The sequence below is a fragment of the Bacillus sp. NPDC077411 genome, assembly GCF_044543425.1.
GTDB classification, from domain to species: Bacteria; Bacillota; Bacilli; order Bacillales; family Bacillaceae_G; genus Bacillus_A; species Bacillus_A bruguierae.
The window spans coordinates 188,365-212,366 of sequence record NZ_JBITWA010000007.1 but is presented as its reverse complement, the minus strand read 5'-3'; the positions used below and the strand labels follow the sequence as shown (position 1 = coordinate 212,366).

Annotated in this window: 21 protein-coding genes and 1 riboswitch; of the genes, 10 read left to right on the top strand and 11 right to left on the bottom strand. The window is 37.2% G+C overall.

Translation table 11 applies throughout. From position 1 onward, the window contains the following. Nucleotides 1–15: 15 nt before the first annotated feature. The 3 genes from ACIGHG_RS12125 to ACIGHG_RS12115 all read right to left on the bottom strand — a co-directional run bounded on the left by ACIGHG_RS12125 (nucleotide 16) and on the right by ACIGHG_RS12115 (nucleotide 2,091). A complete protein-coding gene (locus ACIGHG_RS12125; protein WP_090917451.1) occupies nucleotides 16–210 on the bottom strand; it encodes a DUF3926 domain-containing protein in 195 nt (64 codons plus the stop codon). Next, nucleotides 203–1,384 (bottom strand): ArsA family ATPase, encoded by a 1,182-nt coding sequence (locus ACIGHG_RS12120; RefSeq protein ID WP_396548631.1) that lies wholly within the window; start codon nucleotides 1,382–1,384, stop codon nucleotides 203–205. The genes ACIGHG_RS12125 and ACIGHG_RS12120 overlap by 8 nt, the downstream gene beginning before the upstream one ends. Nucleotides 1,385–1,608: 224 nt before the next feature. Next, entirely contained in the window at nucleotides 1,609–2,091 is a 483-nt protein-coding gene (locus ACIGHG_RS12115; protein ID WP_396548629.1) for a MarR family winged helix-turn-helix transcriptional regulator, read from the bottom strand. A 232-nt stretch (nucleotides 2,092–2,323) separates the two neighbouring features. Here ACIGHG_RS12115 and ACIGHG_RS12110 point away from each other — a divergent pair, with 232 nt between their 5' ends. The 8 genes from ACIGHG_RS12110 to ACIGHG_RS12075 all read left to right on the top strand — a co-directional run bounded on the left by ACIGHG_RS12110 (nucleotide 2,324) and on the right by ACIGHG_RS12075 (nucleotide 13,119). Next, complete coding sequence (locus ACIGHG_RS12110; RefSeq protein WP_336472946.1) at nucleotides 2,324–2,557, top strand: YiaA/YiaB family inner membrane protein; 234 nt, start codon at nucleotides 2,324–2,326, stop codon at nucleotides 2,555–2,557. A gap of 144 nt (nucleotides 2,558–2,701) precedes the next feature. Further along, nucleotides 2,702–2,992 (top strand): Asp-tRNA(Asn)/Glu-tRNA(Gln) amidotransferase subunit GatC, encoded by a 291-nt coding sequence (gene gatC, locus ACIGHG_RS12105; protein ID WP_020062440.1) that lies wholly within the window; start codon nucleotides 2,702–2,704, stop codon nucleotides 2,990–2,992. Nucleotides 2,993–3,007: 15 nt separating this feature from the next. Then, nucleotides 3,008–4,465, top strand: a complete 1,458-nt coding sequence (gatA, locus tag ACIGHG_RS12100; protein ID WP_396548594.1) for an Asp-tRNA(Asn)/Glu-tRNA(Gln) amidotransferase subunit GatA — start codon at nucleotides 3,008–3,010, stop codon at nucleotides 4,463–4,465. A 14-nt stretch (nucleotides 4,466–4,479) separates the two neighbouring features. Continuing rightward, entirely contained in the window at nucleotides 4,480–5,910 is a 1,431-nt protein-coding gene (gatB, locus tag ACIGHG_RS12095) for an Asp-tRNA(Asn)/Glu-tRNA(Gln) amidotransferase subunit GatB (RefSeq protein ID WP_090917460.1), read from the top strand. A 694-nt stretch (nucleotides 5,911–6,604) separates the two neighbouring features. Continuing rightward, nucleotides 6,605–7,507, top strand: coding sequence for a diacylglycerol kinase (locus tag ACIGHG_RS12090; RefSeq protein ID WP_090917462.1), 903 nt, complete (start codon nucleotides 6,605–6,607; stop codon nucleotides 7,505–7,507). Nucleotides 7,508–7,982: 475 nt separating this feature from the next. Continuing rightward, nucleotides 7,983–9,344 (top strand): 4-aminobutyrate--2-oxoglutarate transaminase, encoded by a 1,362-nt coding sequence (gene gabT, locus ACIGHG_RS12085; RefSeq protein WP_336472943.1) that lies wholly within the window; start codon nucleotides 7,983–7,985, stop codon nucleotides 9,342–9,344. A gap of 396 nt (nucleotides 9,345–9,740) precedes the next feature. Further along, on the top strand, nucleotides 9,741–11,117 hold the full coding sequence (locus ACIGHG_RS12080) for a sigma-54 interaction domain-containing protein (protein WP_336472942.1): 1,377 nt from the start codon (nucleotides 9,741–9,743) through the stop codon (nucleotides 11,115–11,117). Nucleotides 11,118–11,709: 592 nt separating this feature from the next. Beyond that, nucleotides 11,710–13,119 (top strand): NAD-dependent succinate-semialdehyde dehydrogenase, encoded by a 1,410-nt coding sequence (locus ACIGHG_RS12075; RefSeq protein ID WP_396548627.1) that lies wholly within the window; start codon nucleotides 11,710–11,712, stop codon nucleotides 13,117–13,119. Nucleotides 13,120–13,261: 142 nt separating this feature from the next. Here the strand turns inward: ACIGHG_RS12075 and ACIGHG_RS12070 are convergent, their stop codons facing one another. From ACIGHG_RS12070 to ACIGHG_RS12035, 8 genes are all read right to left on the bottom strand, one after another. After that, nucleotides 13,262–13,546, bottom strand: coding sequence for a hypothetical protein (locus ACIGHG_RS12070; RefSeq protein ID WP_396548591.1), 285 nt, complete (start codon nucleotides 13,544–13,546; stop codon nucleotides 13,262–13,264). A 2-nt stretch (nucleotides 13,547–13,548) separates the two neighbouring features. Continuing rightward, nucleotides 13,549–13,845 (bottom strand): DUF2089 family protein, encoded by a 297-nt coding sequence (locus ACIGHG_RS12065; protein WP_098916913.1) that lies wholly within the window; start codon nucleotides 13,843–13,845, stop codon nucleotides 13,549–13,551. A gap of 186 nt (nucleotides 13,846–14,031) precedes the next feature. Further along, nucleotides 14,032–15,261 (bottom strand): aminopeptidase, encoded by a 1,230-nt coding sequence (locus ACIGHG_RS12060; protein WP_396548589.1) that lies wholly within the window; start codon nucleotides 15,259–15,261, stop codon nucleotides 14,032–14,034. 95 nt (nucleotides 15,262–15,356) lie between these two features. Beyond that, nucleotides 15,357–16,448 carry a polysaccharide deacetylase family protein gene (locus ACIGHG_RS12055; protein ID WP_336472939.1) on the bottom strand — a complete coding sequence of 364 codons (1,092 nt, stop codon included), beginning with the start codon at nucleotides 16,446–16,448 and terminating at the stop codon, nucleotides 15,357–15,359. A 128-nt stretch (nucleotides 16,449–16,576) separates the two neighbouring features. Further along, on the bottom strand, nucleotides 16,577–17,683 hold the full coding sequence (locus ACIGHG_RS12050; RefSeq protein WP_336472980.1) for a polysaccharide deacetylase family protein: 1,107 nt from the start codon (nucleotides 17,681–17,683) through the stop codon (nucleotides 16,577–16,579). Nucleotides 17,684–18,093: 410 nt separating this feature from the next. After that, a complete protein-coding gene (locus ACIGHG_RS12045) occupies nucleotides 18,094–19,005 on the bottom strand; it encodes a sigma factor regulator N-terminal domain-containing protein (protein WP_336472938.1) in 912 nt (303 codons plus the stop codon). After that, complete coding sequence (locus ACIGHG_RS12040; protein WP_396548586.1) at nucleotides 19,005–19,496, bottom strand: RNA polymerase sigma factor; 492 nt, start codon at nucleotides 19,494–19,496, stop codon at nucleotides 19,005–19,007. The genes ACIGHG_RS12045 and ACIGHG_RS12040 overlap by 1 nt, the downstream gene beginning before the upstream one ends. Nucleotides 19,497–19,815: 319 nt before the next feature. Continuing rightward, nucleotides 19,816–21,012, bottom strand: a complete 1,197-nt coding sequence (locus ACIGHG_RS12035) for a NupC/NupG family nucleoside CNT transporter (RefSeq protein ID WP_090917477.1) — start codon at nucleotides 21,010–21,012, stop codon at nucleotides 19,816–19,818. Nucleotides 21,013–21,191: 179 nt separating this feature from the next. Next, a riboswitch (purine riboswitch) is annotated at nucleotides 21,192–21,293 on the bottom strand. 121 nt (nucleotides 21,294–21,414) lie between these two features. Here ACIGHG_RS12035 and rlmD point away from each other — a divergent pair. Together rlmD and ACIGHG_RS12025 are read left to right on the top strand one after the other, a co-directional pair. Continuing rightward, the gene (gene rlmD / locus ACIGHG_RS12030) at nucleotides 21,415–22,791 is read left to right on the top strand and encodes a 23S rRNA (uracil(1939)-C(5))-methyltransferase RlmD (protein ID WP_336472936.1); all 1,377 of its coding nucleotides are present in this window, start codon (nucleotides 21,415–21,417) and stop codon (nucleotides 22,789–22,791) included. 228 nt (nucleotides 22,792–23,019) lie between these two features. Further along, the gene (locus tag ACIGHG_RS12025) at nucleotides 23,020–23,982 is read left to right on the top strand and encodes a tRNA dihydrouridine synthase (protein ID WP_336472935.1); all 963 of its coding nucleotides are present in this window, start codon (nucleotides 23,020–23,022) and stop codon (nucleotides 23,980–23,982) included. Nucleotides 23,983–24,002 lie beyond the last annotated feature (20 nt).

Below are 24,002 nucleotides of genomic sequence, written 5' to 3'. Positions count from 1 at the left end.
TCTCTTCTTATATAATTATTCAATTGTTATAGGCTTTAAAGAGGTTTCTGCAGGCTGTTTCTGTTCCTGTATATAAGAAGTGAGTTCTTCTTGAAATATGTTTAATACCCCTTTTGCTCGCTGCTGAAGCGGGGCAGGTAATTCGTTTATCATATACGCTCCAATCTCAATTTTCGTCCGAATCATTTTGTGTAGTAAATCTTCATGCATGAACGACACCTCCAAATCGAATGTTGAGGACATCACCTTCAAATTTTGCACCTTGAATGGATAAATGCGTTAATGTTTTTGGTAATGTAATGTTTCGTTTTACGGAACCGGCGCGAATAATAAGTTCGTCACCTTTCTGATTTAAAGAGAGTTCACTTTTATCAGAGAATGGGATCGAAAGAACAAAGGTATATTCATCTCCGTTTTTTGTGACATACTGCGTCCGGCCGTTGAATTTTACCGCAGTTGGATCCGGATCATTTTTAAATAAAGCATCGCCAACACGCTCTAGCATAGATAAGCCCACTACTTCTTGTTCAAACATAGGTGCCTCGTAAATAGGGAGCGGCTGAAAACTATCCTGAATTAATGCTTTATATTTCTTTTGAGCATCTTTCCATGCTTGAAAATACGAATCTGTTACAGTATCAGGAATGACGCGATTAATCATGATAGCATCAACATTGTAGTCATATAAGTTTAAATATGTGAAGCTGCGCTGTGCCTCTTTAATAACCATTTTTTCTGGATTTACAACAACGCGAATGCTTGTTATTTCTCGGTTGGATAAAATATCTCTCATTTCGCCAAGTTGCTCTAGTGTATTTGTTAACTCTCCCATGACATCATCGGTAGGGAGTGGGATTCCTAAAAGCGGCTGAGCAACAGGGCGCACTACGTTTAATACTTTCCGCTTAATTGGGAACAGTTTTTCCATCCACCAGCCGAGCATATCAGGGAAGCTTAACATCGCTAACGTTTCACCGGTTGGGGCACAATCAATAATGATGACATCGTACGTTTTTTGTTTATAGTAGTCTAATACACGCAGTAAACTAATTAAATCTTCCATACCTGGGAACATCGTAAGTTCCTCTGTAGTAATATCGTCAGCCGCTTTTGATGTAAATAGCAAGGTAATATATTTTTGCAGTTTCCCCCAACCCTTTTCCATTTCATAGATTGTATTAATTTCTTGCGCCCATAGGTTTTCACAAATTTCTTGCGGTTCTGATGAAAGTTTCATACCAAAGGAATCTCCTAAGCTATGTGCAGGGTCTGTGCTCATGACTAATGTTTTTAATCCTTGCTTTGCACTTTGTATTGCTGTTGCTGCTGAAATACTTGTTTTTCCTACGCCACCTTTACCTGTGTATAAAATAATTCTCATCATCATATCCCCTTTGTTTCGATAGTCGAATATTACGAGAGTCGAAATATATGTTTGAATAAAAAACCCATAAAGGGTTTTACCCGCATTAACGGGCAGTAATATCTTCGTTTCAGAGTTTGGCGGTGCACAGAAGCTAAGTGGGAGATAAACTGCCCGTAAAAGCCCGATTGGTGAGGGCGGATAATCAGTGGGGGATGAAGAGCCCCACTGATTAAAGTTTCACTTTATTCGATCGGAATGTTTTTTATTTTAGGTGAAGTAAGCTTTTCTTCTGTTTTTTGTTGTGATGTAGCAATATGATTCATGATTTTTTGGAAGATCTGCAGTAAAAATGCTTTTTCTTCTTCTGATAGTGCTTCTGTTACAAGGTTAAAGTAATAAGCAGCATTTTGTTTTACTTCTTCTACAAGCCTTATACCAGTTTCCGTTAAACGAATCAATACAATGCGACGATCACTTTCACTTCGGTAGCGCTCAATATATTCCTTTTTTACGAGACGATTGACTACACCTGTTGTTGTACTCATTGGAATATCGAGAAGTTCCGCAATTTTACTCATCGTAATGTCTGTATTTCGCTCCATCCATAGTAGACAAAATACTTCCGTTTTTGAAAGTGATAAATCAAGGCTTACCCATTCTTCTGGATAGAAAAGCTTCTTGGCGTTATCAAGCAGTAAGTCTAAAAAATGTTCGTATTGCAGCAAAAATTTCCACTCCCGTATATTTCGAAGTTCGTAATATATTTTCATTCTATGTTCAATTGTAATAAATGTCAAATATTTTTCGATTTTTCAGACTAAATCTATTTTATTCTTTATAAAGAACTATATATATGCTAGAGTAATACAAAAGATAGGTTATTTTACATATTCCTGCATAATATGGATAATAGTTCCCTGTTCAATGGTGAATTGAGCAATGATAAGGAGGATAATAATGAGAAAGAGAAACACCCAAGCGTTCACGTTTTTAGCATGGACATCTTTCGTTTGTGCGCTTTCTGGTATGTTAATTGGTATTTATACGTTAGAGGAACCACTTAGTGTAAAAGGCTATTATTTAATTGGTACATTATTTTTAACAATGTCTAGTTTTGTACTGCAAAAAACAATTCGTGATAATGAGGAAGATAATGCACACCTTCCAAAGAAAGAACCAATTGAAAAGTAATAAAATGATAAGGAAGGCAAAAGCCTTTCTTTTTTTATGTAAAAATGCTGTAAGTCTTATGTGCTCACTTGCTTGAACTACTGAAAATTTGGTATCATCAATAGTATTGTAGATTGTACGATATATTATGGAGGTGGCCTAGCCGTGTCAAGAATTTCCGTTGAGAATGTAAAGCACGTTGCCCATTTAGCACGTCTTGCGATTACAGATCAAGAAGCAGAAAAATTTCAAAAACAACTCGATGCAATTGTTACATTTGCAGAGCAGTTAAATGAATTAGATACAACAAACGTAAAACCAACAACTCACGTACTAGATATGAAAAATATTATGCGTGAAGACGTACCTGAAAAAGGTTTACCAGTTGAAGAAGTATTAAAAAATGCACCGGATCACAAAGAGAATCAAATCCGTGTTCCAGCAGTATTAGAATAGAGGAGGGGAATTTCGATGTCATTATTTGATCATTCTGTATCAGAGTTACATAAAAAATTACATAGCAAAGAAATTTCCGTTACGGATTTAGTGGAAGAATCTTACAAACGTATTGCGGATGTTGAAGGTAACGTACAAGCTTTTCTTACATTAGATGAAGAAAATGCACGTGCAAAAGCGAAAGAACTCGATGCGAAGTTAGGCGCTGAAGAGAATGGTTTACTATTTGGTATGCCAATCGGTGTGAAAGATAACATCGTAACAAAAGGTCTTCGTACAACATGTGCGAGCAAAATTTTAGCAAACTTTGATCCAATTTATGATGCAACAGTTGTGCAAAAGCTAAACGCTGCTGACACAATTACAATCGGTAAATTAAACATGGACGAGTTTGCGATGGGTTCTTCTAACGAAAACTCTGGTTTTTATGCAACAAAGAATCCATGGAATTTAGATTATGTTCCAGGTGGATCTAGCGGTGGTTCTGCAGCAGCAGTAGCGGCAGGAGAAGTATTATTCTCTTTAGGTTCTGATACAGGTGGTTCGATCCGTCAACCAGCTGCATATTGCGGCGTTGTTGGTTTAAAACCAACATATGGTCGTGTATCTCGCTTCGGTTTAGTAGCGTTTGCATCTTCTCTTGACCAAATCGGACCGATTACGCGTACAGTAGAAGACAATGCATACTTACTACAAGCTATTTCTGGTGTAGACCGTATGGATACAACTTCTGCAAACATTGAAGTTGGAAATTACTTAGCTGGTTTAACTGGCGATGTAAAAGGTTTACGCATCGGTGTACCAAAAGAATATTTAGGTGAAGGTGTTGGCGAAGAGGCTCGTGAGTCTGTACTAGCGGCTTTAAAAGTGTTAGAAGGCATGGGCGCAACTTGGGAAGAAGTTTCGCTTCCACACTCTAAATATGCATTAGCAACGTATTACTTAATCTCTTCTTCTGAAGCGTCTGCAAACCTTTCACGCTTTGACGGCGTACGTTACGGCGTTCGTTCTGATAATGTGAATAATTTAATAGACCTTTATAAGAATACGCGTAGCGAAGGCTTCGGTGACGAAGTAAAACGTCGTATTATGCTTGGTACATTTGCACTTAGCTCTGGTTACTATGATGCATATTACAAAAAAGCACAACAAGTACGTACACTAATTAAAAATGATTTTGAAAATGTATTTGCGAACTATGATGTTATTATTGGACCAACAACGCCAACTCCAGCGTTTAAAGTGGGCGAAAAAATCGATGATCCGATGACAATGTATGCAAATGATATTTTAACAATTCCAGTAAACTTAGCAGGTGTTCCAGCAATTTCTGTTCCATGTGGATTCGGTGCAAATAACATGCCGCTTGGACTGCAAATTATCGGTAAACACTTCGATGAAGCAACAATTTATCGCGTTGCACATGCGTTTGAGCAAGCAACAGATTATCATACAAAAAAAGCAAGTCTGTAAGGAGGCGAGCATAGATGAATTTTGAAACAATTATCGGTTTAGAGGTTCACGTTGAGTTAAAAACGAATTCGAAAATTTTCTCTGCGAGTCCAACAGAATTCGGAGCGGATCCAAATACACAAACAAGTGTAATTGACTTAGGATATCCTGGGGTGCTTCCAACTCTAAATAAAGAAGCAGTTAACTTTGCAATGAAAGCTGCAATGGCATTAAACTGTGAAATCGCAACGGAAACAAAATTTGACCGTAAAAACTATTTCTATCCAGATAACCCGAAAGCGTACCAAATTTCTCAATATGATAAACCAATTGGGGAAAATGGTTGGATTGAAATTGAAGTAGACGGCAAAAAGAAACGCATCGGTATTACACGTCTTCATTTAGAAGAAGATGCAGGTAAATCAACGCATACAAGCGAAGGCTACTCATTAGTTGATTACAACCGTCAAGGTATGCCGTTAATCGAGATCGTATCTGAGCCAGATATGCGTACACCAGAAGAAGCGTATGCATACTTAGAAAAATTAAAATCAATCATTCAATATACAGGCGTATCTGATTGTAAGATGGAAGAGGGTTCACTTCGTTGTGATGCGAACATTTCCCTTCGTCCAGTTGGACAAGAAAAGTTCGGTACAAAAGCAGAACTGAAAAACTTAAACTCTTTCACTTATGTTCAAAAAGGTCTTGAGTTTGAACAAGTGCGTCAAGAAAAAGAGCTATTATCTGGTGGTATCATTCAACAAGAAACACGCCGCTATGATGAAGCGACGAAGAAAACGATCTTAATGCGTGTAAAAGAAGGATCTGACGATTATCGTTACTTCCCAGAGCCAGATTTAGTCGAACTTTACATCGACGATGAGTGGAAAGAGCGCGTTCGTGCTTCTATTCCTGAGCTTCCAGATGCTCGTAAAGTACGTTATGTTGAAGAGCTTGGCTTACCAGCTTATGATGCACACGTATTAACATTAACGAAAGAGATGTCTGATTTCTTCGAAGCAACAGTTGCAGACGGTGCAGACGCGAAATTAACATCAAACTGGTTAATGGGTGAAGTATTAGCATACTTAAACAAACAACAAAAAGAATTACAAGACGTAGCATTAACACCAGCTGGTTTATCTAAAATGATTCAATTAATTGAAAAAGGTACAATTTCGTCTAAAATTGCGAAAAAAGTATTTAACGAATTAATTGAAAAAGGTGGAGACCCAGAAGAAATCGTAAAAGCTAAAGGTCTTGTTCAAATTTCTGACGAAGGAGCGCTTCGCAAAGTCGTAACAGAAATTCTTGATAATAACGAACAATCTATTGAAGATTTCAAAAACGGTAAAGACCGTGCAATTGGCTTCTTAGTTGGTCAAATCATGAAGGCAACAAAAGGACAAGCAAATCCGCCGCTTGTTAATAAAATCTTACTTGAAGAGATTAACAAGCGATAATAAAGAAAAGCGGAGCTAGATATATAAATCCAAATTGAAAAAACAACATAAAAACCACTTTTTTTAGCTGGGCGAGAGCGGCTGGCCATGTTTAGAGCGGTCAGGGCCCTTTTCTGCCACAGGCAATGTTAAAACAAAGAGAGGTAGCATATCACTTTTTGTTTTACATACCAGCAACTTGGATTTTGAAAAATTAGAGTGGATATATATAACGAAAGGCAGAGGTGGCTCGATTAGAACGGGAAGGCGTTGGAGCTTTCGACAGAGAAGTGCTTTTTGCTTCGTCGGAGGAGGCGAAACGACTGACTGTTCTAGCCACTGGAGCTAGACAGTAACAACAACGATTAATCAGAAAAACACCCATATATGGGTGTTTTTCTGGGTTAATCAAACGTTTGTTTAAATGGTATTTCGTTTAAACAAACGTTTGATTAACTGACAAATATAAGCAAAATGCTGTCATGTTAAGTATGGTAAGATGGTTGCAAAAAACTTGTAATAATGATAAATCTAAATTTAGAGAGAATTTTTTCATCAGATGAAATAAATAGTTCCTTAATGTGAAAAATGAAGTTATAGGGCTTCGTGAGAGTGAAAAATGGAAGGAGGGTATGCATAGGAATGCTAAGTAAGTGCTTAGCGGCTATTCCTTTCCCTTTTTTGATGAATGAGGGTTTTCCTGTGCTAATGTTATATGAAACGAGCAAGAATTATTTATAATCCAACTTCTGGTCGTGAGTTGTTTAAGAAAAACTTACCGGAAGTACTGCGAAAATTAGAACAAGCAGGGTATGAAACGTCATGTCATGCGACAACAGGTCCTGGAGATGCAACTGTGGCAGCGAGGCAAGCGGCAGATCGTAAGTTTGATGTTGTTATTGCAGCAGGTGGCGACGGTACATTGAATGAAGTTGTGAATGGGTTAGTTGGAAATGAATATCGTCCAAAGTTTGGAATTATTCCAGTTGGAACAACAAATGACTTTGCTAGGGCGATTGGTGTACCTCGTACAATTGAAGAAGCTGTTGATATCATTTGTGCTGGTCAAACGGTACCTCTCGATCTTGGAAGAGCAAATGATACATACTTTATTAATATTGCAGGCGGTGGCCGCATAACTGAATTAACATATGAAGTGCCAAGTAAGTTAAAAACTGTACTTGGACAGCTTGCGTATTATTTAAAAGGTATTGAAATGTTACCATCCTTACATCCGACATATGTAGAAATTGAATATGATGGAAAATTACTGCAAGAAGAAATTACAATGTTTTTAATTACAAATACACGATCAGTCGGCGGCTTTGAAAAAGTAGCGCCGTATGCATCTATTAATGATGGTTTGTTTGATTTGTTAATATTAAAAAAAGGATCGATTGCGGACTTAATTAAAGCAGCGACACAAGCGCAGCGCGGTGAGCATATCAATAATCCAAAAGTGTTATATACACAAGCAAATCGAATTAAAGTACATTCAACAGAAAAATTAATGATTAATTTAGACGGTGAATACGGCGGTGATGCACCGATGGAGTTTGAAAATGTGTATCACTGTTTGGAATTATTTGTTCCAGAGCAACAAGAAGCTACCTTGTAAAAGGTAGTTTTTTTGTGAAGGATGGAAAATTACTAGTTATATAAATACAAATTGAAAAACCGATATAAAAAACCTTTCTTTTTTGAGTGGTCGAGAGCAGCTGGTCATGTATAGAAGCGGTCAGTGCCTTTTCTTGCCACGTGCCATGTTTAAAACAAAAGGAGAAAGCGAGAGTAGATCATGTTGTGTTTTGCATTGCAGTGATTTGAATGTTGGAAAATCAAAATGGGTTTATATATAAGTAAAAAAATTGACATAAAAACTGCCTTTTTTAGAGGAGCAAGAGCAACTGGCCAGGCGTAGCAGCGATTTATATAGAGAAATCTTTTAGACAAGTCCTTGAAGACTCGGAATGAGTCTTCAAGGACTTATTTTTGTATCAAGATGCACGGAAACATAAGAGAATCGTGCATTTGTAAGTTGGCACAAATTTTGCATTATAAAAAGCAAATGACTAAAAGAGGTGGAGAATATTATGAGAACAAATTTTGCTAAAGTTAATCAAAATATTCCGGGTTCAAAAGCAGCTTCATTATTTGAACGCCGTCAAAATATTGTACCAAGAGGAGTAAGCAATGGAATTCAAACATTTGTGCAATCGGCTCAAGGAGCACTTGTGACAGATGTGGATGGGAATCAATTTATCGACTTTGCGGGGGCAATCGGTACAATTAACGTCGGACATTGTCACCCGACCGTTACAGAAGCTCTTCATAAGCAAATCGATCAATATATCCATACAGGTTTTAACGTAATGATGTATGAGTCGTATATTGAATTGGCAGAAAAGCTAGCTGCATTAGCACCGGGTGAATTTGATAAGCAAGTTTTGTTTTTAAATAGCGGAGCTGAAGCGGTTGAAAATGCAGTGAAAATTGCTCGTAAGTATACGAAACGAACAGGGATTATAGCCTTTACAAAAGGGTTTCATGGCCGCACGTTAATGACGATGACAATGACAAGTAAAGTAAAGCCATATAAAAACGGATTTGGTCCATTTGCACCAGAAGTGTATAAAGCTCCATTTCCTTACGAATATCGTCGCCCAGCGGGATTAACAGAAGAGCAATATGAAGATTTCATTATTGAAGAGTTTAAAAATTTCTTAATCACAGAAGTAGCACCAGAAAGTATTGCTGCTGTTGTGATGGAGCCTGTACAAGGAGAAGGCGGCTTTATTGTTCCAGGTAAAAAGTTTGTGAAAGAAGTACACCGTTTATGTGCTGAACATGGTATTTTGTTCGTTGCTGATGAAATTCAAACAGGATTTGGCCGTACGGGGAAATACTTTGCGATTGACCATTACGATGTCGTACCGGATTTAATTACTGTATCGAAATCGCTAGGGGCAGGCGTGCCAATTAGCGGTGTAATTGGCCGGAAAGAAGTAATGAATGAGGCTGCACCTGGTGAACTAGGCGGAACGTATGCCGGAAGTCCATTAGGATGCAGTGCTGCATTAGCTGTTCTTGAAGTAATGGAGAAAGAAAATTTAAATGAAAGAGCTGTGCAGATTGGAAAAGTAGTGATGGATCGTTTTCATCAAATGGCTGGAAAATATGAATGCATTGGTGATGTTCGCGGATTAGGAGCGATGTGTGCCTTTGAATTAGTGAAAGACAAAATGACGAAAGAACCGAATAAAGAACTAGCTGCAAATCTTACTGCAGAAGCAAATAAAAGAGGTTTGCTGCTATTAACGGCAGGTACGTACGGAAATGTCGTTCGCGTACTAATGCCGCTTGTGATTACGGATGAGCAACTTGAAGAAGGGCTGATGATTTTAGAAGAGTCGCTGCAATCTTGTTATGGAAAAGTAGATAAAGCGCACGTGTAAGCTGTATATATATTGGCGTAAAAACCTCCTTTTTTAGAGGGGTGAGAGCGACTGGCCGCGCATAGAAGCGGTCAGGTCCCTTTTCTGCCACATGCCAGGTTTAAAACAAAAGGAGGAAGCAAGTAGCGGTCATGTTGTATTCTGCGAGGCCGTGGCTTATGTGTTGGGAAAATGATAAAACCTTTAATATGGCGGCCGTGCATAGAAGCTGTATTAAATCTATATTTTAAAAACTTGTTTGCCACTGTTCCCATGCTCCCTGTTATATAATGATATGAAAGCATTATATAAATTGGACGTGTTTGCATATTATGCCTATTAAAAGGTAAACTCTGCGGTATTTCAAAACAGGGTTATGAAACTTTTAAAATATTTAAACCTCAGGGAGTGACTGGGATGGTGGCGGAAAAGGAACGAGCGTTTATGGATTTAAAAGATGTATTTGAATACGCTTTTGATGAAATTTTTGTAACAGATGAGAAAGGGATTGTCGTTCGTGTAAACAGCATGTGTGAAAGACATTACCAGTTACCGGCGGAACAATTAATTGGTAAGAGTGTAAAAGAGCTGCAAAAGGAAGGGATTTTTTATCCGTCAGCAACTCTTGAAGTGATTGAAAAACAGAAGCCGATTGAACTTGTACAAACAACAAAATCGGGAGAATATTTACATGTTCGCACACGGCCAGTTTTTGATGATCAGAGCAATTTACGAAGGGTTATTAGCTACTCGCGTGATTTAACAGAGCTCTATCAATTGCGCCAAAAGGTAGAGACAATGACCGATCAATTAAAAACGTATAAAAAAGAATTACGAGAAACATATGAACATGAAGGACTTATTTTTAAAAGTGCAGCTATGGAGAGAATAGTTGAAACAATAAAAAAGGTATCTGTAGTCGATAGTACAGTTCTTGTTTTAGGAGAGACTGGAGTTGGAAAAAGTCGATTAGTACGCCATTTACATGAACTGAGTCATCGGAAAAACGAAATGTTTTATGAAATCAATTGTGCGGCTTTGCCAATGAATTTAATTGAATCCGAATTATTTGGATATGCAGGCGGTTCTTTTACAGGTGCGCATCGTGAAGGGAAAAAAGGAATTTTAGAACTGGCTCATAAAGGAACGCTCTTTTTAGATGAAATTGGAGAAATGCCTCTTGAAATTCAGGCGAAACTTTTACAAGTATTACAGGAAAAAACGTTTCGCTTGGTGGGGGGCAGAGAATTAAAAAAAGTAGACGTTCGCATTGTAGCTGCAACGAATAGAAATTTGCAAGAGATGGTGAAACAGGGAACGTTTCGAAAAGATTTATACTATCGCCTTAATGTTATTCCAATTTATATTCCTCCTTTACGTGAGAGGCAGGAAGACATTTTACCGCTCGTTTATTATTACTTGCATCATTTTAACGAGAAGTATGGACGCAGTGTGACATTATCCCCGCATGTGTTACATGCATTTTTAGAATATCCTTGGGAAGGAAACAACCGAGAAATAGAAAATGTAATGGAACGTGTTGTCATTACTGCAGATGAGCTTGTTACAATGGAGGATTTACCGTTATCTATGCAAAAGTCGACAATTGAGCAATCGGGGAAAAGTTTGTATGAAATGTTAGAAGAAGTAGAGCGCAGTATTATTTTGAAGGCGTATAAAGTACACGGGTCAAGCTATAAAGTAGCGGAAGCGCTAAAAATTAGTCAGTCTGCAGCAACGAGAAAAATTAAAAAGTTTATTGAAGAGGAAGAAGTATCGATAAATACGAATTGAAAAACCAAACATAAAAAAACTTTCTTTTTTGAGATGGGCGAGAGCAACTGGCCGTGCGTAGAAGCGGTCAGTGCCTGTCCTGCCACATGCTAGGTTTAAAACAAAGGGAGGAAGCGAGTGCGGATCCGGTTTTATTTAGCATGCAGCGGTTTGGATGTTGGGAAATTGAAAAGGATTTACATGATTAGAAAGTATCTTTGACTACCTCTTGAAAACTCTTTCTTTTTTTGGGGGAGCAAGAGCGTCTGGCCATGTATGGTAGCGGTCAGTGCCCTTTTCTGCCACATGCCGGGTTTAAAACAAAGGGAGAAAGCGAGTGCGAGTCATGTCGTGTTCTGCATGGCAGCGATTTATATGTTGAAAAGTTCGCCATAAAAACCTTTCTTTTTTGGATGGACCATGCGTAGAAGCGGTCAGGGCTTGTTTCTGCCACATGCCAGGTAAAACAAAAGGAGAAAGCGAGTGCGGGTCATGTAGTGTTCTGCGTAGCCGCGAGCATCTTATTTTTTAGGTTACATAAAAAGGTATATCATAGTAAAGATAAAGGAGGACGAACAAATTGGATAAAAAAGCAATGTTAGAGAAGAAAGCGATGTACATAAATGGAGAGTGGATTCATTTGCATGAGCAAATTGAAATTAACAATCCTGCTACACAAGAAGTGTTTGCTACTGTTCCAAAAGGCGGGGTAACGGAGGCGAAGCAAGCAGTTGATGCTGCACATGAAGCATTTAAGGCTTGGTCGAAGTTAACAGCAGCAGAGCGTGCGAACAAATTGAAAAAGTGGTTCACATTAATTGATGAGCAGAAAGAAGAAATCGCAGCTATTATGACAAAGGAACAAGGAAAACCGTTCCCGGAAGCACTTGGTGAAGTAAACTATGCAAATAGTTTTGTAGAGTGGTATGCGGAAGAAGGAAAGCGTGTATATGGCGAAATGATTCCTGCTTCTCACCCTAATAAGCGAATCCTTGTATCGAAACAACCTGTTGGTGTCATAGCAGCAATTACGCCGTGGAACTTCCCGGCAGCTATGATTACAAGAAAAGTAGCACCTGCATTAGCAGCTGGTTGTACGGCAGTTGTGAAACCAGCAAGCCAGACGCCATTAACAGCATTAAAACTAGCTGAGCTAGCGCATGAAGCCGACATTCCAAAAGGTGTTTTAAATATTGTAACAGGCAGTGCGAAAGCAATTGCTGATACATGGATGAATGATGGACGTGTGAGAAAGGTATCCTTTACGGGATCAACGGAAATTGGTAAAGAGTTAATGCGCAGTGCTGCAGAAACAGTGAAAAAAGTTTCTCTAGAATTAGGTGGCCATGCACCGTTTATTGTGATGAATGATGCGGATTTAGATAAAGCTACAGAAGCAGTAATCGGTTCGAAATTCCGTAATGCTGGTCAAACTTGCATTTGTACGAATCGAGTATTTGTTCAAGAAGATGTATATGAAAAATTCATAGAGAAGTTCCAAAAAGCTGTAGAAGAATTAAAGGTAGGTGACGGTTTTGCAGAAGGTACAACTGTCGGACCGCTTATTGATGGGTCAGCTGTTGAAAAAGTGCAAGAACATATAGAAGATGCAATTCAAAAGGGTGGAAAGGTACTGAACGGAGGACAAAAGATTGAAGAATTAAATGGTCACTTTGTTCAGCCAACTGTAATCGGTGAAGCGAATGATGAGATGTTATGTATGACAGAAGAAACATTTGGGCCGGTTGCACCTGTTGCCAAATTTAAAACAGCTGAAGAAGTAATTGAGCGTGCGAATAACACACCGTATGGCTTAGCAGCATATGTCTTTACAACAAATATTAGCCAAGCGTTTCAAATTAGTGAAGCATTGGAATATGGAATTATTGGTTTAAATGACGGTCTTCCATCGGTTGCACAAGCGCCATTTGGTGGATTTAAAGAAAGTGGTATCGGCCGTGAAGGTGGTCACTTTGGAATTGAAGAGTATTTAGAAATTAAATATATTTCATTAGGACTATAAAAAAAAATCGCATCAACGAAACCGTTGATGCGATTTTTTATTGTATGGGTACTAATTTACATTAAGCTTTCTGATGATGTGATAGTATCTCATGTTACCTTATAAAATGAAAAAAATTTAACAATACAAAGATTTCTTGAAATTAGAGATTCTGTAACTCAATTAGATCTAATTCTTTTTGTCTCTTTTTTTTAAAACGTTTTCTGCCTGAAGCCCATATACTTAAAAAACTGCATAAACCAGCTATTATCATTAGCCATGTAGAAAAATAATCACCATTGGTTATTAGCTTATTAAAAAAGAAGCTAATAAAACCTATGTATGCTAAAGGGAAAATTCCACCTAAATAAGGGTTTTTTCGAGATGATAAAAAGGCTTGCGTAACTATTATAACAATAGTAACTAGTATTCCAACTATAGGATTCATAATTAAACATCCCTTTCTTTTTTATATTTTTCTATGATGATTTTAGCAACGTCTAGACTAATTCGCTCATCAATAACAAGTCCCTTAATCATATTTACAAACTCTACATCATCTTCTTTACTGTGTACTTCGATCTTTTTTATTAACCTATCTAATTTGGCACGTACTGTTGGATAAGAAACATCATACAAGTTAGACATGTTTTTTAAAGAGCCAGAATTCAATATGAACTTTCTAATAAATTCTAAAGACTCTTTATCTAAAGCGAGAACCCATGAAGGAATTTCTTCCCTTTCCATAAATAACCACCACCTTACTTTAATGATATTAAACTTTTTATAAAAAATATTCAATATAATATTGAATAAAATTAAAAATATTTTAAATTTTATTCATTAAAACAAACATAACCCCGTCCTAAATTTAGAACGGGGTTATGTTTGTTTTAGGTTTTAAAATGAAATAATTTTATTGTAACTTTACAATTAAAACGCCCAATTCCCTTTACGGAAGATTGGTTCATGAGTACCATCTGCTGTAATACCATCAATATCTAGTTCGCCGGAGCCAATCATAAAGTCTACGTGTGTAATACTAGAGTTTGCACCGTTTTCTGCAAGTTCTTCTTTTGACATTGTTTTACCGCCGTCTAAGTTGAAAGCATAAGCATTACCGATTGCTAAATGGCAAGATGCATTTTCATCAAATAATGTATTGTAGAACAAAATATTTGTATTAGAAATAGGTGAATCGTGAGGTACTAATGCAACTTCTCCTAAGAAGTGAGAACCTTCATCTGCTTCAACTAAGTGTTTTAATGTTTCTTCGCCAACTTCAGCTTTGTAGTCTACAATGCGTCCGTTTTCAAATGTAAGTGTGAAGTTATCAATCACATTTCCGGCATAAACTAATGGCTTTTTACTTGTTACATAGCCGTTTACACCTGTTTTTAATGGCATTGTAAATACTTCTTCAGTTGGAATGTTTGCCATGAATGGTACATTCTTTTCGTTAACGCTGCCAGCGCCAACCCATAAATGTTTTTCAGGAAGTTCGATTGTTAAATCTGTGCCTGGTCCTTTATAGGATAATGCTTTATAGTGTTTATCGTTTAAGTAGTGTACTTTCGTATGTAAGTTATCGTTATGTTCGTTCCATGCTTCAACAGGGTTTTCTAAGTTCGCACGAGTAGCCTGGAAAATAGCATCCCATAATTTTGCGACTTGTTCTTCTTTCGGGACATCTGGGAATACTTTTGCTGCCCATTCTACTGTTGGAACAGAAATCACACACCAGCTTACTTTGTCAGCTTGCATATATTCGCGAACTGTTTTCATCGCTTCCCCAGCTGCTCGGTTTGCACTCGCAATACGCTTTGGATCCACACCTTTTAATAAATCTGGATTTTCTGCGTAAATAGACATAAATGCTGCGCCTTCTTTTGCTAGTTCCTCACGTGCACGTGCTTTCCAAGCAGGGAATTCAGCAAACGCTTCTTCTGGTGCTAAATCAAATTTTAAGCGTGATAATTGCTCATCTACAAAGTCAACGTATACATGTTTTGCTCCAGATTCATAAGCTTTTTTTGTAACAAGACGAACGAACGGGGCAGCTTCAATTGGTGCGCCAATACTTAATGTTTGTCCCGGTTGAATATTTACTCCGACATTTACGGCTAGTGCAGCATACTTTTCTAATGTTTGTTCAAATGACATATGTATTCTCCTTTGTTTCAATATTTATTATATACATAATACAGGAAAATTCTGAAATTATAAATAGAACCCAATTGTAATCGGGTTCTATTTTCTTATTTAATTGCTAACGCAAACTGTTCTACAGTCGTGTTGTTATGAATACGGACACGTTTCATACGTAATAACTCATCTTGTTCACCTTTTGTAATAAATTGTCCAGGTTTCGTTGTTGTCGCAAATTGATAGTATTTTTTCGTTTCTGCAACAACTTGATCATTTACATGGCCGAATGGATAAGCAATAGCAATAACGGGTTTTCCAGTAATTTTTTCTAGTTTCTCCTTTGAACCTTTTAGCTCTTCTTCATAGTTTGTGATTTTTGGTAAATCCGCATGTGTTGCTGTATGAGATTGAACAGAGAAGATTCCGGAATTCACCATTTCTTTTATATCAGCTGTAGATAGAGAACCATCTGTATCGATGGAATTGATAATCATATATTCTGTTGCAGTTGGTCTGAATTTGTCATCTTTAAGCTTTTGTAAAATATGAAAAGCGTTTAGATTATTTTTCATACCATCATCAAATGTAACGAAAATTGGTTTGTTCACTTTGTTAATGTCGTTCCAACGTTCAAAGGTTAAAAGTGTATAGCCATTATCTTTTAAATACTTCATTTGCGCTTCAAAGTTGGCAGGGGAGACGAAAAGGTCTTTAATACCGTCGCCTGCTTTATAATCATCAATCGCATGGTACATTAGAATCGGTACATGCTGCTGAAAGACAATTGCTCCTTTTGTAAGTGGAACTATTTTTCCATCTTCTTTTACACCATTTGCTTCAATTTGATATTCTCCGCGCTTTCCTTCAAATTCTTTCAGATCGAACGGTAAAGAAAAATGATTTGCTTTTTCTTTAGAAGAAAATGTTTTTACACTTTCTTTTCCGTCAGCAGTGCGCCAAATTTTATATTGCACCTCTGTAAGGGGATCTTTTACATCTTTTGTATAGATAACAGTATTTGTTGATTCGTGTGTAATTGGATTCGATGAAATAGCCCCTTGAGGCTGCACTTTCGCCTCTGTTTTCTTAGCGGTTTGCTGCTTGGAAGCTGCTGCTTCTTTTTTCGGTTCTGTTTGCGTCGAATTACTACAACCAGCGATGAACAGAGTAGAGAGTAGTATAGTAGAAATATATTTTTTCATAGTATAAGCATCCTTTAATCAAAGTATAAGAAGAGGCTGCTTTATTCATAAAAACAGCCTTACAATATATAAATTCATTTTCATTTTTCCACATAGCAGTCGCTGTTATGCGGCAGGAATTTATATTATTAATTGCGCTCTCTTACCAATGCCGTAAATTCACCCATTGTTGTTTTAGGTCCAACAAAATGGCGTTTAATTAAATATTGCTCGTTCGGTAAACCTTTGGTCAGATGATTGCCATGATCTGTTGTTACTGCAAATTCGTAATATTTTTTTGTTTCTGCAACAGCTTGATCGTTATAAGAACCTACTGGATACGCAAGAGCAATGATTTTCTGACCAGTAAGACTTTGAATTTTCTCCTTTGAAACCCGTAATTCTTCATCGTAATTGTTTGAAAAAGCCATCATTGCATGAGTAGATGTATGCGATTGGATAGAGAAAATACCAGAATCGACCATCTGTTTAATTTCATCTTTTGAAAGACGATTTGGTGCATCAATATCATTGGCAACGATAAACTCTGTTGCTGCTGGGTGAAATTTGTCATCTTTTAAACCTTGTAAAATTTTAAGGGCATTCATATTATTTTTTCGGCCGTCGTCTAACGTTATAAAGATAGGTTTATTAACACGATTTATATCACCCCAACGTTCAAAAGTCAGCATTGTATACCCATTATCTTTTAAATATTTCATATGTAATTCGAACTGTTCTGGTGGTACATACAAACCTAATTCACCGTCACCGGGTCCTGAGTATTTTTCAATTGCATGATACATTAGAATTGGTACAGATTGTTGGAATGTAATTGTAGATTTAGCAAGAGGTACTTGTGTGCCATCTTCTTTTAATCCTGTTGTTTCAATTTGATATTCCCCGCGTTTCAAATTGAAAGCTTTTAAGTGGAATGGGAAAGCAAAGTTACGTTCTTTTTCATGTGATGAAAATGTTTGTTTGCTTTCAGGGCCATCAGCAGTGCGCCAAACGTGGTATTGTACTTCTTTAAACGCATCTTTTAAATTGTTCATATAGAGCACGGTATTTTTTGCATCAGGTGCAAAAGGCTCCCATGTTATATTCCCTTGTGCTAAGGGAACGTCGACTGTTTTCGCTTCAACTTTTTTCTTCTCGGTAGCTGCTTCTTTTTTCTGTTTATCACTAGTTACGCTAGCGTTGCAGCCTACGAGAATAGTAGAAGAAAGTAAAGCCAATAGTGCGTATTTCTTCATCATATCCATCCTTCTATTGTGTATTATATCCTTGTTAATCATATCATTCTCGAATGGAGAGGGGAATATCCTTTTTTGGATAATTACGACAAAGATGCTGGATTTTTATAACTTATCAGGAAGATGTATATGTATCAGAAAAAACGATATAAAAAACATCCTTTTTTAGGGAGACGAGAGCATTAGGCTGTGTATAGAAACGGTCAGTGCTTTTTTCTGCCACATGCGACATTTAAAACAAAAAGGAGAAAGCGAGTAGCGGTCACGGTGTAGTTTGTATGGCAGCAACTTGTATGTTAAAAAAACGGTATGAAATGGGATGTTCATACTGTATTTTTTGTTTGTCTGTTATAACAAAAGGACAGATTAACAAATAAAAGAGACCAAATGTTCATCTGGTCTCTTGCTTATTATTTCTTCGGCTTAATATAAGGGACGATTTGTGCAGTAGCCCCTACAGAAGCACCACGAATAAAATCTTGATTTTCTAAGGCCTTAAAATTTTTGGTTTGACCAGTCAGCATTACCCCTAAAATTTTTACCTCATCAAACTGTTTATTTTTATTTGATTTTAAAAACTTCTGGATTGTTTCGTCACTACCATCTGTATCATATTTTTTAAGTGCATCAATAAAGCTATTGTATGCCTTTTTCGGTGAATCAGATGGATCGAATCCATAAACAGGCACACCAGCAGGTCCCTTACTTTCATCTGCAATTGGTGATGTCATATATAACCATGCGATGTTTAAGTTATCGGGAATCTTTGCTTGAATTTCTTGTAATGTATAAGGCTGATCGAAAGAAATTGCAACTTCCGCAACGTGATTTTCCATTTGTGAAATTTCACCTAGTTCATTTTGTACACCATCATAGTACTTTTTAATAGATGGATGATAAAATGTCGCAACTTTCTTCTTTGTTTGTTTATCATACTCATAGAACTCTGTATCAGACCAATAAAATCCTGGTATTAACTCATTGTGATCGATATTAACGCGAAGCCAATCATACGAACTTGTAAGTGTGCTCCATTGTACTAAATAACCATTAATATTTTTAGAGCGATTCGTCACAATGTTACCACCAAACATGGAGGAGTTACTCGTAACTTGAGAGTTGATTTTGATATTAGGTTCGGCAATTTCATTATGTAAAAAGAGTTGTTCGTGAAGTCTTGTAGAACTTTTTGCCGCAAAGTAATTGCCAGCTTTATAAAAGATTAGTAATAGAATAGGTACAACGATAATAGAAGTAATGACGATTTTTAGTAATTGTTTTCGTTTAGCTTTTTTTAAAGCATCTTTTAACGAAGTGTCCATTAATGTTTTCCTCCTATTTTTGACTGAATAAATTTACGTGCACGATATAATTTTTGTTTTACACTGCTTACTTTAATGTCCAAAATAGTCGCAATTTCTTCATATGAAAAATCATAGTAATACTTTAAAAAGAAAGCCTCTTTATATTCTTTTTTGACATCTTTTAATAAATAGAAAATCTCATCTTTATTTAAAAGTGCATCAAATTCGCTGTCTGTATATTGTAGCTTTGAATAAATTTCCTCAGTTAAGTAGATGTTCTGCTGCTCTTTTTTTCTTTTTAAGTCAATATATTCATTGAGTGCGACTCTAAAAAACCACGGACGTATATTGCTTTCAGTTAGATCATCCAGAAGTGTGTACACTTTGTAAAAAGTGTTTTGAATTATATCTTCAGCATCTTCTTTTTTTGCTCCTTTCGCTAGTAATAGGTTGAACACTTCCTCTCCTAAATTGATAAGATAGGAGGCGAGTATATCTTCTTTTTTCATTATTTGTCCTCCCTATACTTATACAACGAATAAATAATAATAAATGTATACACTTAAATGAATCAATTATATTGAAAAATCGACATAAAAACCCTCTTTCTTTTTAGGAGAGGACGAGAGCATCTGGCCGTGCATAGAAACGGTCAGGGACTTTTTCTGCCACGTGCAACGTTTAAAACAAAAAGGAGAAAGCAAGTAGCTGTCATGGTGTGTTTTGCATAGTGGTGAGTTGTATGTTGAAAGAATGAAACTATATATAGGTTTTGTGAAGAAAATAAAAAATAGCTTCCTATTTTTAAAATAGGAAGCTATCTGCTAGTTAAATGAATAATCCTGCGATTGTCGCAGATAAAATAGAAGCTAATGTTGAAGCACAAAGGAGTTTCCATCCAAAGCGTGATACAACGCTCCCTTGTTTTTCAGATAGAGCACGAATTGTACCAACGATTGCGCCAATCTGGCTAATGCTTGCAAAGCTAATTAAGAATACTGTTACAATCCCAACTGTGCGAGGGGATAATGTTGTCATGATTTTCTTTAAATCTAAAATCGCAACGAATTCGTTTAATGCAATCTTCGTTCCCATAATACCGCCAGCAGAAATAACATCATGTGCTGGAATTCCCATTAAGAAAGCAAATGGTGAAAGAATGTAACCGAAAATTTGTTGTAATGTAATTTTATGACCAATTGCACCTGAAGCGGAAGAGATTACGAAGTTTACAACTTCCATTACACCGATAAAAGCAATCATTAATGCCGCAACAATTCCGGCTACTTTTAAACCGTCTAATGCACCGTTAATCATTGCATCGATTAAGCTGTTACCAAACATATTTTTATCGAACTTTTGGAGCTTTTCATCCTCTTGTGCCGTATCAACTGGTGTTAATAATGAACAAACGATAAGACTGGAGAATAAGTTTAGCGGCAAGGCTACTAATACATATTTTGTATCTAACATCATCACATAAGATGCTGTGACAGAAGCTGATACAGAGCTCATTGCCGAGCAGCAAATGATAAACATACGGTTTGCATTAAAATGCTGTAGGTCATTTTTAATAACAAGTAATGCTTCACTTGATCCAAAGAAGACTGAGTTTACAGCATGGAACGATTCCACACGCGGCAAACCTGTAATTTTTGAAATCGCACCGCCAGCAACGCGAACGATAAAAGGTAAAATGCCAAGATAACTAAAAATAGAAAGTAGTGCAGAGAAAAAGACAATAATTAATAATACATTAAAGAAAAAGACAAAATCTTTATGAATGCCGTTAAATAAAAAGTCTACACCTGTCGTACCAAGTTTAATTAATTTATTGAAAACTTGACCGATAAAAACAATAATTTGCTGACCAATCTTTGTTCCAAATACAAACCAACCAATTAAAATTTGGAAAACAAGCATAATAATAATAGCGCGGAAATTCACTTTTGCTCTGTTGGTAGAGAAAGCAAAACAAATTCCTAATACGGCAAGAATGCCGATAATACTCATTACATAGTGCACAAAATCTTCTCCTTTCAGATGTTGTTAAGTAAATAGAGGAGTTACCCTCAAAGGTTTCAAGTCATACGTATGATGTCTGACCTTTAAAATAAAAATAAAAAAAGACCCATACAGATCGACTTCCTTCTATGCGAGAAAGCTAATCAATATGAGTCTTTATATATATAATAAAAAAGCTACTATTCATTAGTTTTCCCCATAGTCCAGCAATTTCCGGTTGCCGGGTAGAGACTCTCGATCCATATCATCAAGTATATATGAGGTAACACCATCCGTATGCAATTAGTAGTAGCGTAACATTTATAAAGAATTGTCGTCAATAGATTTTTTCTTCCAATGGCTAAAGAGCGAGGGAGTATGGTAAAATGTAACGCAGTGTTATGAAAAAAGAGAGGTCGGAAAATGAGTAATAAAATGACGCCACCAGTTGAAAAAAACGAGTTTATAGATGTAGTGTTTGAAGATTTAACACATGACGGCGCCGGTGTTGCGAAAGTGGAGGGCTATCCTATTTTCGTCAAAAACGGATTACCAGGTGAAGAAGCGCAAATTAAAATTATTAAAGTAAAAAAGAACTTTGCTTTTGGTCGTTTAATGAAGCTTCATAAAGAAAGTCCATATCGCAAAGACGCAGAATGCCCAGTATACAATCAGTGCGGCGGTTGTCAGCTTCAGCACCTAACATATGAAGGACAACTACAAGCAAAAGAAAAACAAGTACGTGACGTGATGCAGCGCATCGGCGGACTACATGATGTACCCGTTCACCCTGTACTTGGTATGGAAAACCCATGGGTATATCGAAATAAAGCACAAGTACCAATTGGCGAACGTGAAGGCGGACTTGTCGCTGGCTTTTACCGCCAAGGAACGCATGACATCATTAATATGGAAACATGCTTAATCCAAGCAGAAGAAAACGATACATTAATTCAAGAAGTAAAACGCATTTGTGAAAAGCACGGCATAACAGCGTACAACGAAGAGCGCCACAAAGGAACACTTCGTCACGTTATGGCTCGCTACGGACAAGTAACAGGGGAAATTATGCTTGTCTTTATTACACGCACCGCAGAACTTCAAAACAAACAGGCAATCATCGACGAAATCACAGCGAAGTTCCCAAGTGTAAAATCGATCGTCCAAAACGTAAACAACAAACGGACAAACGTCATTTTCGGCAGCGCGACAACAGTCCTATACGGATCAGAATATATTTATGACTTTATCGGTGACATTAAATTTGCGATTTCAGCACGTTCTTTCTATCAAGTAAACCCAACACAAACGAAAGTGCTATATGACAAAGCACTCGAGTACGCAAAACTAGATGGAAACGAAACAGTCATCGACGCATATTGCGGCATAGGAACAATCTCCTTATTCCTAGCGCAAAAAGCAAAAAAAGTATACGGCGTTGAAATCGTTCCAGAAGCAATCGAAGACGCAAACCGAAACGCAGAATTAAACAACATGACAAACGTTGAATTTGGCGTAGGAGAAGCAGAAGTAGTTATCCCAAACTGGTACAAACAAGGTATCATCGCCGACACAATCGTCGTCGATCCGCCTCGTAAAGGCTGCGATGAAGCACTATTAGACACAATCATCGACATGAAACCAAAACATGTTGTATATGTATCATGTAACCCAGCGACACTTGCTCGTGATTTGAAGGTGCTTGAAGAAGGTGGGTATAAGACGCAGGAGGTTCAGCCTGTGGATATGTTCCCGCATACTACGCATGTGGAGTGTGTGGCTTGGTTGAAGTTGGTATAATAGAAAAGCAGTTGATATAGAAAAAATCTATGCCACCTGCTTTTTTGTTTATAAAAATACCATTCAGGACCGATTTTAGTTAAAATAAACATTGCCGATTTTCACAATAGTTTTTCACAAATTATAAATGTCCAAATGTACTTGTGTTTGATAATAAGTTATTAAGCATAATATAAGTGTAAAAGAAGTGGAACATTTGGCTTCATAGTGAGAGGATTTGAGTTTGAAATGATAGATAATTTTTGGCGTGATTTACCACGACCATTTTTTGTACTTGCACCAATGGAAGATGTGACAGATGTTGTTTTTCGTCACGTAGTAAGTGAAGCCGGTCGACCGGATGTATTTTTCACAGAGTTTACAAACTCGGATAGTTATTGTCATCCAGAGGGTATGAAAAGTGTGCGTGGCCGTTTGATTTTTACAGAAGATGAACAGCCAATGGTGGCACATATTTGGGGGGATAATCCCGAATATTTCCGTCAAATGAGTATCGGCATGGCAGAGCTAGGATTTAAAGGCATCGATATTAATATGGGCTGCCCTGTACCGAATGTGGCATCGAGAGGGAAAGGTAGTGGCCTTATTCTGCGTCCAGACGTTGCGGCAGAACTTATTCAAGCAGCAAAAGCGGGCGGGCTGCCTGTCAGCGTGAAAACACGACTTGGCTATAAGGATGTAAATGAGTGGGAGGAGTGGCTAACGCATATTTTAAAACAGGATATTGCGAACCTTTCTATTCATTTACGTACAAGAAAGGAAATGAGCCAAGTAGATGCGCATTGGGAGCTAATTCCGGAAATCAAAAAATTACGTGACCGTATCGCACCAAATACGCTACTAACAATCAATGGAGACATTCCTGATCGTCAAACTGGGCTGCAGCTTGCCCAGCAATATGGTATTGATGGCGTTATGATCGGGCGAGGTATTTTTAAAAATCCTTTTGCTTTTGAAAAAGAGCCAAAAGAGCATAGCAGTAAAGAATACCTTGATCTTTTAAGACTGCAGCTTGATCTTCAAGATCAATATGCGGAAGTACTGCCACGTTCAATCACAGGGCTTCATCGCTTTTTCAAAATTTATGTCAAAGGATTCCATGGAGCTGCTGAATTAAGAAATCAATTGATGAGTACGAAATCAACAGATGAAGTGCGTGCATTGCTTGATAACTTTGAAAAAGAATGTTGATGGGACGGGGACAATGAACT

What these genes read in the sequence shown, in the direction of transcription:
- ACIGHG_RS12125 (WP_090917451.1), bottom strand. Translation starts at nt 210, where the DNA reads ATGCATGAAGATTTACTACACAAAATGATTCGGACGAAAATTGAGATT.
- ACIGHG_RS12120 (WP_396548631.1), bottom strand. Translation starts at nt 1,384, where the DNA reads ATGATGAGAATTATTTTATACACAGGTAAAGGTGGCGTAGGAAAAACA.
- ACIGHG_RS12110 (WP_336472946.1), top strand. Translation starts at nt 2,324, where the DNA reads ATGAGAAAGAGAAACACCCAAGCGTTCACGTTTTTAGCATGGACATCT.
- gatA (WP_396548594.1), top strand. Translation starts at nt 3,008, where the DNA reads ATGTCATTATTTGATCATTCTGTATCAGAGTTACATAAAAAATTACAT.
- gatB (WP_090917460.1), top strand. Translation starts at nt 4,480, where the DNA reads ATGAATTTTGAAACAATTATCGGTTTAGAGGTTCACGTTGAGTTAAAA.
- ACIGHG_RS12090 (WP_090917462.1), top strand. Translation starts at nt 6,605, where the DNA reads ATGAAACGAGCAAGAATTATTTATAATCCAACTTCTGGTCGTGAGTTG.
- gabT (WP_336472943.1), top strand. Translation starts at nt 7,983, where the DNA reads ATGAGAACAAATTTTGCTAAAGTTAATCAAAATATTCCGGGTTCAAAA.
- ACIGHG_RS12080 (WP_336472942.1), top strand. Translation starts at nt 9,741, where the DNA reads ATGGTGGCGGAAAAGGAACGAGCGTTTATGGATTTAAAAGATGTATTT.
- ACIGHG_RS12075 (WP_396548627.1), top strand. Translation starts at nt 11,710, where the DNA reads ATGTACATAAATGGAGAGTGGATTCATTTGCATGAGCAAATTGAAATT.
- ACIGHG_RS12070 (WP_396548591.1), bottom strand. Translation starts at nt 13,546, where the DNA reads ATGAATCCTATAGTTGGAATACTAGTTACTATTGTTATAATAGTTACG.
- ACIGHG_RS12065 (WP_098916913.1), bottom strand. Translation starts at nt 13,845, where the DNA reads ATGGAAAGGGAAGAAATTCCTTCATGGGTTCTCGCTTTAGATAAAGAG.
- ACIGHG_RS12060 (WP_396548589.1), bottom strand. Translation starts at nt 15,261, where the DNA reads ATGTCATTTGAACAAACATTAGAAAAGTATGCTGCACTAGCCGTAAAT.
- ACIGHG_RS12055 (WP_336472939.1), bottom strand. Translation starts at nt 16,448, where the DNA reads ATGAAAAAATATATTTCTACTATACTACTCTCTACTCTGTTCATCGCT.
- ACIGHG_RS12050 (WP_336472980.1), bottom strand. Translation starts at nt 17,683, where the DNA reads ATGAAGAAATACGCACTATTGGCTTTACTTTCTTCTACTATTCTCGTA.
- ACIGHG_RS12045 (WP_336472938.1), bottom strand. Translation starts at nt 19,005, where the DNA reads ATGGACACTTCGTTAAAAGATGCTTTAAAAAAAGCTAAACGAAAACAA.
- ACIGHG_RS12040 (WP_396548586.1), bottom strand. Translation starts at nt 19,496, where the DNA reads ATGAAAAAAGAAGATATACTCGCCTCCTATCTTATCAATTTAGGAGAG.
- rlmD (WP_336472936.1), top strand. Translation starts at nt 21,415, where the DNA reads ATGAGTAATAAAATGACGCCACCAGTTGAAAAAAACGAGTTTATAGAT.
- ACIGHG_RS12025 (WP_336472935.1), top strand. Translation starts at nt 23,020, where the DNA reads ATGATAGATAATTTTTGGCGTGATTTACCACGACCATTTTTTGTACTT.